The 12,654-nt window shown below is 73.0% G+C and carries 12 protein-coding genes and 2 pseudogenes; 3 read left to right on the forward strand and 11 right to left on the reverse strand.

The window, feature by feature from the left end:
* Nucleotides 1-233: 233 nt before the first annotated feature.
* Nucleotides 234-689: a carboxymuconolactone decarboxylase family protein gene (locus OG937_43870; protein ID WUD79068.1), complete on the reverse strand. Its 456-nt coding sequence runs from the start codon at nucleotides 687-689 to the stop codon at nucleotides 234-236.
* A gap of 178 nt (nucleotides 690-867) precedes the next feature.
* Here OG937_43870 and OG937_43875 point away from each other — a divergent pair, with 178 nt between their 5' ends.
* Nucleotides 868-3,348 (forward strand): tetratricopeptide repeat protein, encoded by a 2,481-nt coding sequence (locus OG937_43875; GenBank protein ID WUD78172.1) that lies wholly within the window; start codon nucleotides 868-870, stop codon nucleotides 3,346-3,348.
* A 226-nt stretch (nucleotides 3,349-3,574) separates the two neighbouring features.
* Here the strand turns inward: OG937_43875 and OG937_43880 are convergent, their stop codons facing one another.
* Nucleotides 3,575-4,354, reverse strand: a complete 780-nt coding sequence (locus OG937_43880) for an SDR family oxidoreductase (GenBank protein WUD78173.1) — start codon at nucleotides 4,352-4,354, stop codon at nucleotides 3,575-3,577.
* Between the two features lie 77 nt (nucleotides 4,355-4,431).
* On the opposite strand from OG937_43880, the gene OG937_43885 reads away from it, so the two are divergent.
* The gene (locus tag OG937_43885; GenBank protein WUD78174.1) at nucleotides 4,432-5,016 is read left to right on the forward strand and encodes a TetR/AcrR family transcriptional regulator; all 585 of its coding nucleotides are present in this window, start codon (nucleotides 4,432-4,434) and stop codon (nucleotides 5,014-5,016) included.
* 17 nt (nucleotides 5,017-5,033) lie between these two features.
* Here the strand turns inward: OG937_43885 and OG937_43890 are convergent.
* Nucleotides 5,034-5,191, reverse strand: a pseudogene (locus OG937_43890) (IS5/IS1182 family transposase).
* 45 nt (nucleotides 5,192-5,236) lie between these two features.
* On the opposite strand from OG937_43890, the pseudogene OG937_43895 reads away from it, so the two are divergent.
* Nucleotides 5,237-5,554: pseudogene (locus tag OG937_43895) on the forward strand (SDR family NAD(P)-dependent oxidoreductase).
* An 85-nt stretch (nucleotides 5,555-5,639) separates the two neighbouring features.
* Here the strand turns inward: OG937_43895 and OG937_43900 are convergent.
* From OG937_43900 to OG937_43935, 8 genes are all read right to left on the reverse strand, one after another.
* Nucleotides 5,640-6,080, reverse strand: a complete 441-nt coding sequence (locus tag OG937_43900; protein ID WUD78175.1) for an ATP-binding protein — start codon at nucleotides 6,078-6,080, stop codon at nucleotides 5,640-5,642.
* Nucleotides 6,081-6,147: 67 nt separating this feature from the next.
* Nucleotides 6,148-7,173: a hypothetical protein gene (locus OG937_43905; protein ID WUD78176.1), complete on the reverse strand. Its 1,026-nt coding sequence runs from the start codon at nucleotides 7,171-7,173 to the stop codon at nucleotides 6,148-6,150.
* A gap of 189 nt (nucleotides 7,174-7,362) precedes the next feature.
* Nucleotides 7,363-7,899, reverse strand: coding sequence for an NUDIX hydrolase family protein (locus OG937_43910; GenBank protein ID WUD78177.1), 537 nt, complete (start codon nucleotides 7,897-7,899; stop codon nucleotides 7,363-7,365).
* Between the two features lie 126 nt (nucleotides 7,900-8,025).
* On the reverse strand, nucleotides 8,026-8,481 hold the full coding sequence (locus OG937_43915; GenBank protein ID WUD78178.1) for a DUF6069 family protein: 456 nt from the start codon (nucleotides 8,479-8,481) through the stop codon (nucleotides 8,026-8,028).
* Nucleotides 8,482-8,493: 12 nt separating this feature from the next.
* Entirely contained in the window at nucleotides 8,494-8,775 is a 282-nt protein-coding gene (locus OG937_43920) for a hypothetical protein (GenBank protein ID WUD78179.1), read from the reverse strand.
* Nucleotides 8,776-8,780: 5 nt separating this feature from the next.
* Complete coding sequence (locus OG937_43925; protein WUD78180.1) at nucleotides 8,781-9,794, reverse strand: RNA polymerase subunit sigma-70; 1,014 nt, start codon at nucleotides 9,792-9,794, stop codon at nucleotides 8,781-8,783.
* 194 nt (nucleotides 9,795-9,988) lie between these two features.
* Nucleotides 9,989-11,215: an MFS transporter gene (locus tag OG937_43930; GenBank protein ID WUD78181.1), complete on the reverse strand. Its 1,227-nt coding sequence runs from the start codon at nucleotides 11,213-11,215 to the stop codon at nucleotides 9,989-9,991.
* A gap of 199 nt (nucleotides 11,216-11,414) precedes the next feature.
* On the reverse strand, nucleotides 11,415-12,653 hold the full coding sequence (locus OG937_43935) for a cation:proton antiporter (GenBank protein ID WUD78182.1): 1,239 nt from the start codon (nucleotides 12,651-12,653) through the stop codon (nucleotides 11,415-11,417).
* Nucleotide 12,654: the final 1 nt, after the last annotated feature.

Consider the following 12,654-nt stretch of genomic DNA (forward strand, 5'->3'; position numbering starts at 1 on the left):
CCCCCTGCTTCAGCAGGGGGAGGGTTCAATCATTGGTCGTGCCCGGGTGGGACGCGAGAAGAAGTTGAGCCATCTCCCTCCTGACCGGACAGCCCCCGCCGGTGTGACAGCGGCCGGCCGCCCCGCGGGACCCGGCTCAGGCCTCGGCCGGGGACAGCGAGGCCCAGACGGCCGGGCACGCCGGTCCCGGGCGGCGCGTCGTGGACGCGGCCCGGGACCGGACGGCGCGCCCCTCATCCCCAGGCGCCGGCGATCTGCCGGGTCGTGGCGTTGAGCCGGTTGAACAGGTTGGTCACGCCGATCATCAGGACGATCGCGGCGAGCTGCTTCTCGTCGAAGTAGGTGGCGGCCGCGTCCCACACCTCGTCACCGACCGCCTCGGGCCGGTCGGCCAGCCGCGTGGCGGCCTCGGCCAGCGCCAGCGCCGCCCGCTCCTCCTCGCTGAAGTACGGGGCCTCCCGCCACGCGGCGACCGTCGCCAGACGCTCGTCGCTCACCCCGGCCTTGCGGGCCGTCTTCGCCCCGCCGTCGACGCAGGCGCTGCAGCCGTTGATCTGACTGACCCGCAGATGCACCAGTTCCAGCGTCTGCCCGTCCACCCCACCGGAGTGCACGGCCTTGATCAGCTCCTGGATGGGCTGCATCGCACCGGGCAGGACGGCGGCCGGGTTCTGCATACGGGACTGCATCATGGTTCTCCCTCTTCCGCTTCGGTGCCCCGCTCCCCGGGGCGTGACTCCATGACAGCGCCTGGAACTTGCCATGACGACGGCGGTGGGACACCGTGGGACAGCCGGAACGGCCTTGTACAGCGGCGATGCGGCCCGGAGGCGTTCTTCCGGGGCGGGACAGGAAGGCGGGGGACGGGTGGTTGCGCAGCAACGGACGGCGGAGGCCGACCCACCGGAGGAGCTGGCCGCCCGGCTCCGCATGCTCCAGGAGCTGTCCGGACGCGGTGTACGGGCCCTGGCGCGGGACACGGGCCTGAGCTCGTCGTCACTGTCGCGCTACCTCACCGGCCGGACCGTGCCGCCCTGGCCCGCCGTGGTCGCGCTCTGCCGCCTCGTCGCACGCGACCCGCGCCCGCTGCGCCCCCTGTGGGAACGGGCCTCCAACCCGCTGCCCGCGCCCCCGAGGACCAGCCGCCAGGTCCACCCCCCGACGCCGCTCGCGTCGGCTCCGCGTCCGCCCCGCAACGATCTGCCGCGTGACGCCCCCGACTTCACCGGACGCCGGGACGAACTCGCCGCCGTGCTCGCCGCGGTCGGCAGCAGCAGGGTGGTCGCCGTCGACGGCATGGCGGGCGTCGGCAAGACCTGCCTGGCGGTGCACACCGCGCACCGCCTGGCCGCCGACTATCCCGACGCCCAGCTCTACCTGGACCTGCACGGGTTCACCGAGGGCCGGCGGCCGCTCGACCCGGACCCCGCGCTGCGGGCGCTGCTCGCGGCGCTCGACGTGCCCTCCGAGAGGATCCCGCAGGAAGGCGTCGAGCAACTGGCCGCCTGCTGGCGCTCGGAACTGGCTCACCGGCGGGCCGTCGTGGTCCTCGACAACGCCGCGGACGCCGCCCAGGTCCGCCCGCTGCTGCCGGGTGCGGGCCCGTCTGTCGCCCTGGTCACCAGCCGCAACCGGCTGCTCGGCCTGGAGGAGGTGCCACCCGTCTCGCTGGACGTGCTGACCCCGCAGGAGAGCACCGAACTGCTCGCCCGCGCCAGCGGCGAGCCCGACGGGTCCGGCGGGCGGCTGGCCCGCGAACCGCAGGCGGCGGCAGAAGTGCTGCGGCTGTGCGGCAACCTGCCGCTGGCCCTGCGGCTGGCCGCGGCGCGGCTGAGGCACCGGCCGGGCTGGACCGTGGGCATCCTCGTGGAGCGGATGTCCGAGGGCCCGACCGAGTTCGACACCGCGTTCGCCATGTCGGTGAACCAGCTGGACCGTGCCCAGCGCCGCCTGTTCCGCCTGCTGAGCCTGCTGCCGGGGTCGACCTTCGACGAGTACGTCGCGGCCGCCCTCGCGGACTTGCCGCTGTGCGACACCCGGGTGATGCTCGAGGACCTGCTCGACGCGCACCTGGTGCAGCAGCCCGCCCCCGGCCGCTACCGGCTGCACGACCTGGTGCACCGGCACGCACTTCGGGCCACCACCGAGCAGGACCCGGCGGCCGAGCGGGAGCGGGCACGGGGCCGGGTGCTCGACTACTACGTGCACGCGGCGGCCGCCGCCGACGCCACCATGCCCTTCCCGTCCCGCAGCCGGGAGGCCTGCGCGGGCCCGGCCCCCGCGGAGCTGCCGCGGTTCACCGACAAGTACACCGCCCTCGCCTGGTTCGGCGCCGAGTACACCAATCTGCTGGCCGCCTTCGAGGCGGCCCTCGCCGCCGGGGCCGACGCCCATGTGTGCGAACTGCCGCGCTTCATGAGGTCCTACTTCGCCCGGCGCTGCGGCACCACACAGCTCAACACCCTCTTCGAGGGCTCGCTGGCCGCCGCCCGGCGCCTGGGCGACCCGCGGCAACTCGGGGAGGCGCACAGCGATCTGGGCTTCGCACGCTACAACGCGGGCCGGATGGCGGAGGCCGGTGCCGCGTACGAGGCGGCCACCGCCCTGGTGGCGGAGGCGGGGGACGTCCGGGCCGAGGCCGAACTGACCATGCGGCGCGGCTACCTGGGGTGGGACCAGGGGTACGTCGAGGAGCCGCTGGAGTTGTTCCGCCTGGCGGGGAAGCTGTACGCGGACGTCGACTGCCCGATGGGCACGGCCCACGCCACCGCCTACGAGGCCTGGGCCGTGCTGCAGCTGGGGCACCGCGAGGAAGCGGCGCGCCTGGCCCGCGAAGCGCTGGCGATCCCGCACGCCGACCCCGCGTGGCCGCCGGCGCTCACCGCGCTCATCACCCTCGGGGTGGCCATCGCGCGCGAGGAACCCGGACCCGCCTCCGACCACCTGCACCACGCCCTCGCGCTGGCCCGTGAGGACGGGCACCGGCACAACGAGGCCTGGTGCCTGAACTGCCTGGGTGTCGCCCTGCGACGGATGGGCCGCTACGAGGAGGCGCTGGCCAGCCATCGCGAGGCCTTCGCGCTGCTCGACGAGCTCTTCGAGGAGCAGTGGAAGATCCACTTCCTCAACGGCTACGCCGAGACCTGCCGGTTGGCCGGTCTGCCGGAGGAGGCCCTGCGGCTGCACCGGCAGGCGCTCGACCTCGCCCCCCGGGTGGGGCACCGGTACGAGGAAGCGCTGGCCCACGAGGGGATCGCCGCGGTGCTCGACGCCACGGATCCGTCCGCCGCCGCCCAGCACCGCGGGGCCGGACAGGCGATCCTGCGCGAGCTGGTCCCGGGCGCCTGACGCGGGGCGACAGGTCGCGGCGGGGACGTAGGGGAGGCCCGAGGACGGTTTCGACGTGACGGACTCCCTGCCGATGCTCAGCGATACCGGGGTGTTGGCGGCGAAGGAGAACCTGACGTCGGGCGCGTTGCCGGTCAACTGCTCGACCTGACGCCCGGCGGCGTGGGACAGCTTTCGCGCCGCCGGGGTCGTTGTGGACCGTACAAGAGGCTGACCGGACCGGGAGCTAGATGAGGGGGAGTTCACCGCCGTCGACTGTCAGGCTCACTCCGGTGACCCACTGAGCCCGGTCCGATGCGAGGTAGGCGACGGCCTCGGCGATGTCGCGCGGGTCTCCGGGACGACCCAGAGGGATGCCCGCTGTGGTGGCGGCAAGCGGGACGTCCATCGCGTCGGCGAAGTTCTGGCGGATCGCGTCGGCGCCCGGGGTGAGCACGTTGCCGGGGATGATCGTGGTGACGCGGATTCCGGCAGGCGCGAGCTCGGAAGCGAGCGCTTTGCTGTAGGTGTTAAGGGCGGCCTTGGCCGCACCGTAGTGAGCCAATGGCGGCGCCGGCGTGAGGGCCGCTCCCGATGAGATGTTGACGATCACGCTGCCCGACCCGGCCTCGCGCAGCGCCGGCAGCAGCGCGTTGTTGACCCTCACGGCGGACAGGTAGTTGAGGTCGAGTGCGTCGATCCATTCCTCATCGGGGATGGATGAGACGCCCCCGATGTGGGCGCGTGCCGCCGCCGCGTTGTTGACCACGATGTCGACGCCGCCGAGTACGTCGAGCGCTGCCGCAGTGAATGCCCGCACACCCGCGAGCGTGCCGATGTCGCCCTGAATGAAGGTGGCGGCCTTCGGCGTCTCGTCGGAGGCGTTACGCGCAGTGGTGACGACGGTCGCGCCGCCGTCGAGCAGCCGCTGCACGATGGCCGCGCCGATTCCGCGACTGCCTCCCGTGACGATCGCGCGCTTTCCTGCGAACTCGGTGGTGTCGGGTGAAGTGCCAGTTCTGAACATACGGTCCAATATACAGGTTCTGGACCGAACGTCCAGAAGATCTGGACCGATGGTTCAGAACGGCCTACCATGGAGGCATGGGGCGACCACGGAAATTCAGCGAGCAAGACGTCCTGGCCGCTGTGCATCGGCAGTTCAACGAAACCGGCTACCACGGAACCTCGGTCGACGATCTCTCCCGCGCGACAGGGCTCAGCAAGGGAAGCCTCTACGGCGCGTTCGGCGACAAGGAGGCCCTGTTCCAGCGAATATTCGAGGAGTACTGCGCAAACTCCGACGAGGGCGCCGCAGCCCTGCTCGAAGGCCCGGAGGACCAGGCCCTCGACCGCCTCCGCAAATGGCTCACGGCGCCGGACGACCACACCGGTCAGCCCGGCTGTCTGCTGGCCAAGGCCACGGCCGAACTGGCGTCGGAGAACGAGGCCATCGCGACCAGGTCACTCGCGGCGTTCGAAGTGCTGCTCGACAGCTGCCGCCAGCTTGTCGAGCAGGCGCAGCGCGCCGGGCACCTGGATCCGGCCGCCGACGCCGAGGCGCTCGGCGGACTGATCCTCACCACGCATCGCGGGCTCGAAGCGCTCGCCAAGGCAGGGGTCGACGTGAAGACCAGGAACCGAATCGCCGACGCCGCGATCGACAGCATCGCACTGCCTATTTCTTGATCCTGGAGCCGGCAGTTCCCGTCTGCGGCGCGGCAGACCTTGGTGCTCAGTCCTCTGCGGGAGCGGCCGGTGGCATGGTCGTGGGGCTCGCCGGCCGGAGCCCTTTTCCACGGGCCCCGGCCGCGTGCTGATGCGTGCGCACGATGGTGCAGTCCACCGAGACCGCCCAATTCAGGTCCTCATCGGCGTCGGCCTGGGTCGTCAGCTCGGTGAAGACCCGCTCTCGTCCGTGTCCGGCCACCGGGTGGACCCGACGGCGGCGGTCTACCGCGCCACCAAGTTCGCCGTCGCCGCGCTCTCCGAGGGGCTGCGCCAGGAGAGCCGGGACGTCCGCGTCACGGTCGTCAGCCCCGGCTTCACCCGGAGCGAGCTGACCGACCGCGGCGGATCCGAGGAGGCCCGGGCCGCCGCCCACGCGGCCGCCGAGCGGTTGGCGATCCCGGCGTCCGCCATCGCCGACGCCATCGCCTTCGCCATCGACCGGCCCGCGGACGTCGACGTCAACGAACTCGTCGTACGCCCCACCGCGCAGGGCTGAGCGCCCGCCTCCGGTGGCGGTCGCCGCCCGCGTACGCGGGCGCGGGATCCGGTGCGGACCCCGCGCCGTACGATGCCGCCGGGGGTCAGGCGGCGGCGGGAGCGAGTTCGGCCCAGTGGGTGGAGCGGCCGGTCTCCCAGCGGTCGCCGTGCGCCGAGGCCACCTGGTCCACGATGGTCAGGCCACGGCCGTGTTCGCAGGCCCCGCAGCTGGCGGCCCATTCCCCGACGGAGGCGGCCGGTCCGCCGTCGGTGACCTCCACGCGGACCTGCCCGGTGCTCCGGTCGCGGTCCAGGTGGAGCACGATGGGCGGCCGGGCATATTCGAAGGCGTTCGTGACGAGCTCCGAGACGACCAGCAGGATCTCGTCGGCAGCGGCTGCCGGCACCTTCCAGCGGTGCAGAGCTTCCTTGGTGAGTTTGCGGGCTTCTGCGGGGGCTTCGGGCCGGTAGGAGAGCGCCCAGCTTTCTGATTCGGCCGGCAGGGACTGCCGGCCCGGCCGCTGCCCTGCGTCGACGGTATCCATCCCATCCCTCTCGTTGTACCTCCAGGTACAACACGGGCGGGTCACCGGCGATTCCGCAGGCCGGGGGCTACGCGCCGGGGTCGCGGCGGCGCAGCAGGACACCGACCCCGTCGTCCAGGGCGAGGGTTCCGCGGGGCACGACCACCAGCTCGGCACCGGTACACGCCGCGGCACGCAGCAGGGCGGCTCCGGCGGGTTCCCCGGGTCCCGCCCACAGGTGCCCGGGAAGCGGCGGGGGATCGTTGACCAGGACGGCCTCGGCGTCCGCGCGCCCCAGTGCCGCGACGACGGCTCCGGTGCCCTCGCAGGCGGCGCGGTCCTGGGCGCGCTGCATCAGATACGCCTCCAGGCGGGCCTGGTCCGCGGCGTTGAGGCGGCCGCCGAGCTCGCGGGCGAGGTGCTCCTCCAGCAGGGCCCGGTCGGGAGTGCCGCCGGGGTTGCCGGTGCCGACCGTGACGAGGGCGTTCCCCAGGCGTTCCGGCATGTGGTCGACCAGGACACCGGCGGTCCGGGGGTCGCCGGGATCCCGCCCCAGCACGAGCACCTCGGCGGCGCCGCGGTCGGCGAGGTCGGTCAGGTCCCTGGCGAGCCGGGGCGCGGTCCGCTGCCAGTCCTCGGCCGGGACGGTCTGCCGGACGGCCGGATCCGTGTCGATGCGTCCGGCCGGCCAGCGCTCGGTCTGGGCGGCGACCTGGATGCCGCCGCCGTCCTCGGTGCGGCCGACGAACAGCGCCAGGTAGGGGAGGTCCGGGGCGCGCTGCACCACCAGGGGCAGGGCGTCGGGCAGGTCGTCGAGGTCGGCGGTGTCGTGCACGGGCGGTTCGGGCAGCTCCGCGGCGAGCACGAGCTCCCCACGGGTGGCGAACAGGGCCTGGCCGTGCCGTCCGGGCAGGTCGTCGTCCATGCCCACCGCGGCGTGCAGGGCGTGGACGGTGGCGGGGTCGGCGCCGTGGGCGGTGAGGTCGTCACGCAGGTGCCGCCAGCGCCGTGCGATGACCCGGTCGGGATCCGCGACGTCCCGGGAGGTGTCCAGGTAGGCGCTCGCCCACGGGCCCGGCCGGTCGAACAGCGGTTGCAGGAACGACAGCTTCATCAGGGTGCCTCCCGGACGGGGCCCCTGTGGCCGGGCGGCGGCCGGGGCCCGCGCGGATCGGTGTGTGCCGGCAACCGGTGCCGGCCCCCCTTGAGCGTGCCCGTACCCGCTGGAGCGTGCCCGTACCCGCGCGGTGGCCCCTCGTGCGTGTGGCGGCGCGGGCGGTGGACCGCCCGGGCCGCCACGGACTCAGGTGAGGCAGCCGACGTGGGCGAGGGCCTGCCGGAGCAGAACGCCCTGCCCGCCCTGCATCTCCTGCTGCAACTGCGGCGAGGACGCCTCCTGCGGGGTGAACCACACCAGGTCGAGGGCGTCCTGCCGGGGGTGGCAGTCGCCCGCCACCGGGACGACGTAGGCCAGGGACACCGCGTGCTGCCGGGGGTCGTGGAAGGGCGTCACACCCTGCGTCGGGAAGTACTCGGCGATGGTGAAGGGCTGCGGCGAGACCGGGATGCGGGGCAGCGCCATGGGCCCGAGGTCCTTCTCCAGGTGGCGGATGAGCGCCTCGCGGACACGCTCGTGGTGGAGCACCCGCCCGGAGACGAGGGCGCGGCTGACGTTCCCGTCCGGTCCGATGCGCAGGAGGAGACCGATGTGTGTCACCTCCCCGCTGTCGTCGACCCGCACGGGCACGGCGTCGACGTACAGGATCGGCATGCGTGCGCGGGTCAGCTCCAGGTCGTCCGGAGACAGCCAGCCGGGCGTGGTTTCGGTCATGTCGGCCATCGGGTGATCGTACGCGGAGAGCAGGCCACGTGGGGGTGATCGCCGGCGTGCGCCGCGAACCTGTTCGACCCACGTTGGTGCGCTCGCGCACGCCCTTGCGCCGCGCGTCGCTCGGTTGCGGGATCGTCAATCGGTCCGGGTGCCCAGGCTCCGCGCCAGGGTGGGGATCATGACCGTCGCAGGGACGAGGTGCAGCCCGATGAGGGCGGTGGTGGTCGCGGTGTCCGCCCCGGACAGGAGGGGCGGGACCAGCGAGATCGCGGTCAGCGACACTGCCGTCCACACGAATCGCTCGGCGGGGCGAGCGCTCCAATGAAGAAGAGCGACGGCGATGACGATGCCCACGACCGAGAAGAAGCCGGTCACCACGGCGAACCCGGACAACGGGATCGTCTCGCCGCCATCGGGGACCTCGAAGCCGACGCCGACGGCCTGGGCGAGCGCAGCGGCGAGGGTGGTGGCCACCATCGCTGCGAGCGCGGCAATGAAGCCGGTGCCGGCGAGCCTGCGGATTCCGTGGGTGTGGCTGGTCCGGCCCGACGCCGGGCCCGCGACGACCCCGGTGTCCTTCATGGTGTTCATGTCGTTCCTCCGTCATTCGGGAACTGGCGTACGGGGTGTGTTGACCGGCAGGTGAGGGTCCCGGCCCTGGGGGGTGACGATGCGCACCCTCGCCGTGCGACGGCCGGGGTTGCGCAGGGCGCGGACGCCGGTGCCGCGAAGCCAGAACGCGGCGTCGCGTCCGAGGACGGGCCCGGGCTCGCCGTCACGCGGCTCCAGCTGCACCCGCCCGCGGGTGACGACACCGAACGCGTCGCACCATTCCGCCACGACCACCGCGACACGGGCGCCACCGCGCAGCGCGAGCGTCCGCACCGGGACTACTCCGTGCCGTCCGCCGGCAGGCGCTCCGGCAGCCCGAGCCGCGGGAACCGGTCGGCGTGGAAGATGACGATCTCGGTGATCACCCCGCCGGTGACGCGCAGGACGTCGAGCGTCAGCGGGAGGCAGGCGCCCTCGCGCTCGTTCCACAGGTAGAAGGCGACGGCGGGCTGCCGGTTCACCGACGTGGGGACGCCGCGCAGTCCCCGCATGCCCTCGAAGCCGTCCTCGACCCAGCCGGTCACCACCGCGTCGCGGCCCAGGGACAGGCCCGGCGTGGGCGGCATCGAGCAGCGGACGTCGTCACGGAGCATGTCGGCGAGCCGGTCGACGTCCGTGGCCACGCTGGCGTCGGTGAAGCGACGTACCAGCTCGCGCGTCCCGGAGTCCTCGGCGCCGCCGCTCCAGTCCTGCCGCTCGGCGGGCAGGTGCTCCCGCATGCCGGCGCGGGCCCGCTGCAGCGCGCTGTTGACGGAGTGGACGGAGTCGCCGAGGAGCTCCGCGACCTCCTTCGCCGGCCAGCCGAGCACGTCGCGCAGGATGAGTACGGCGCGCGGGCGCGGCGCGAGGTGCTGGACGGCGACGAGGTACGCCAGCTCGATCGTCTCCCGCGCGACGGCGACGGTCTCCGGCTCGTCGGCGTCGGCCGCGGGCAGCTCGTCGAGCAGCCGGTCCGGGTAGGGCTGCAACCACAGCACCTCGCCGCCGGTCGCGGGCTCCGGGCGGCGCTTGGCGAGCAGGTCCAGGCAGGCGTTGGTGGCGATCCGGTACAGCCAGGCGCGGAACGTCGACCGCCCCTCGAAGGTCTCCCGCCGCCGCCAGGCACGGAGGAACGTCTCCTGCACGGTGTCCTCGGCGTCCTCGAACGACCCGAGCATCCGGTAGCAGTGCACGTGCAGCTCCCGCCGGTGCCGCTCCGCCAGCCCCGAGAACGCCGGCTCGTCGACCTCGCCAAGACCGCTCCCGCCCAGACCGCTCCCGCCCAGCTCCTCCAGTCGCGTGTCCGCACTCATCACGTCATCCTTCCGTCTCGTCGTGCCTCGTCGTAGGTGTGACGGGTGCGGGCGCGACAACTCATCACCAGGGTCGGTCGGCATGGCATGGCATGGCACGGACACGCAGGGAACTCCGCCGCTTCGCGGCTCCGAACCAAGGACCCGAAGGCCACGCCTGACGAATGGTCACTTCGTGGAGACTGCCGGACGCGTTACCGGGAGGGGGCCTGCGCGGTCGCGGCCTTCGCGCCCTTGCGGGCGGCGCGACGCTCCGTCGCCCAGTAGCCGAGGCCGATCAGGGGCAGCGCCGCACCGAGGACGCTGACCGCCGTCCAGCCGTCCGCGTGGTAGGCCAGCGCCCCGAGTTGCGACCCGAGCGCGCCCCCCACGAAGAAGATCGCGATGAAGGCGCTGTTCAGCCGCGACCGTGCGGCGGCGTCGAGCTGGTAGATCGTGTGCTGCCCGAGGATGAGCGAGGTCTGCACGGCCATGTCGATCAGGACCGCGGCGAAGGCGATCAGGATGATGCTGTGCTGCCCGAAGCCCGCGACGGCGAAGGCCACGGCCGCGACGCCGAGGGCGATCCCCGTGACCGGGCGGACGAGGCTGCGGTCCGCCCAGCGGCCCGCCAGCGGTGCCACCGCGGCACCCGCCGCGCCCACGAGCGCGAAGACCGCGACGCCGATCGGCGAGTAGTGGAACGGGCCGGTGAGGAGGAAGGAGACGGGGGTCCAGAAGACGCTGAACGCGCCGAACATGGCCGCCTGGTACAGCCCCCGGCGTCGCAACGCCGGATGCGTCCGCACCAACTGCACCGTCGAACGCAGGACCCGCCCGTACGACAGGGAGGTCGTCGGGGCGTGCTGCGGCAGGGCGGCGCGCAGCGCCACGGCCAGGAGCGCCATCAGGACCGCGGAGCCGAGGTAGACGTAGCGCCAGCCCGCGAGGTCGGATACCAGGCTGCTGACGGTGCGGGACAGCAGGATCCCGGCGAGCAGTCCGCTCATCACCCGCCCGACGATGCGGCCGCGGGCGCGGTCGGGCGCGAGGCTCGCCGCGAACGGCACCAGGATCTGCGCGACGACGGAGGTGGCACCGCTGACCAGGGACGCGATGAGGAGCATCGGGAAGCTCGTGGCGAAACCCGCCACCGCCAAGGAGACCGTGGTGACGGTCAGCAGCACGGTGACCAGTCGGCGCTTCTCCAGCCGGTCGCCGAGCGGGACCAGGAAGACCATGCCGACCACGTAGCCGATCTGGGTCACCGTGATCAACGTGCCGGCCGCTGCCGGACCGAGGTGGAAGACCGTGCTCAGCGACGCCAGCAGCGGCTGGGCGTAGTAGAGGTTGGCGACGGTCATCCCGGAGGCGACGGCCAGCAGCCCGACCAGCCATCCCGGAACGCCGTGGGCGGCCCCGGCGGGCGCCGGACGACGCACGGACCTGATCGTGCGGGGAGCGGACACGAGGGACCTTCTCGTGTCGGGAACCGGAGGTGCGGTTCGGGCGGGTGGAGTGGCGACCGAGCAACTCCTCGCGCCGCTCGGATGCATGCTGCAGCGCCCCGACCGGACGATTACTTCCCTCGTGCGGAAGATGCATCACGATATCTGTCATCTCTGATGGAGATGACCGCCGTCACCGCCGGGCGGGGGAGTCCTCGGGCGGCGTCACCTCGAACGCCTCGACGGCCCCCGGCAGCGGAGGCGCGAAGGCGTCACGCCGCAGCCGCCGGCCGAGCGCGGTGACCGCGGGTTCGGTGTAGCGGGCCGCCAGGGGCCCGACGACGACCAGGATCAGGACGTACGCGGTGGCCAGGGGGCCGATACGGGGCTGTGTGGCGACGGCGAGGCCCGCGATGACGATGGAGAACTCCCCGCGTGCGACGAGCGCGCCACCCGCCCGCAGTCTGCCCCGCGCATGGATGCCCGCCCGCCGGGCGGCGTACCAGCCCGTGACGATCTTGGTTCCCGTGGTGACCAGCGCCAGGGCCAGCGCCGGGAGCAGCACGGGTGGGATCGCCGCCGGATCGGTGGAGAGCCCGAAGAACACGAAGAAGACGGCGGCGAACAGATCGCGCAACGGTGTGAGCAGACGTCCCGCTCCCGCCGCGACCTCACCGGACAGGGCGATGCCCACCAGGAACGCCCCGACGGCCGCCGACACCTGCAGTTTCTGGGTGATGCCCGCCACCACCAGCGCCAGGCCGAGCACGACCAGCAGCAGCATCTCGGGGTTGTCGGAGGAGACCGCCTTGCTGAGCAGACGGCCGTGGCGCAACGCCAGGTACAGCACCGTGCCCACGGTGCCGAGGGCGATCGCCAGCGTCACGCCCCCGGCCGCCAGGCCCAGGCCCGCCAGCAGGGTGGTCAGCAGCGGCAGGTAGACCGCCATGGCCAGGTCCTCGATGACGAGGACGCCGAGCACCACGGGCGTCTCGCGGTTGCCGAGCCGGCCGAGGTCGGTGAGCACCTTCGCGATGACACCGGACGAGGAGATCCAGGTGACACCTGCCAGCGCGACGGCGGCCACCGGCCCCCACCCCAGCAACAGCGCCGCCACCGCGCCGGGTACCGCGTTGAGGACGAAGTCCACGACCCCCGACGGGTACTGCGCGCGCAGATTGGTGACCAGTTCCGACGCGCTGTACTCCAGGCCGAGCAGCAGGAGCAGCAGGATCACGCCGATCTCCGCCCCCACGGAGATGAAGTCCGCGCTCGCCGACAGGGGCACGATGCCGCCGTGCCCGAAGGCCAGTCCGGCCAGCAGGTAGAGCGGTACGGGCGACAGCCCCATCCGGCCGGCGAAGCGCCCGATGAGGCCCAGCCCGAGGATGACGGCGCCCAGCTCGATGAGCAGCGCGGTGGTGTCGTGCATC

Origin of the sequence: Streptomyces sp. NBC_00510, from assembly GCA_036013505.1 — a bacterium.
Classification (GTDB): domain Bacteria; phylum Actinomycetota; class Actinomycetes; order Streptomycetales; family Streptomycetaceae; genus Actinacidiphila.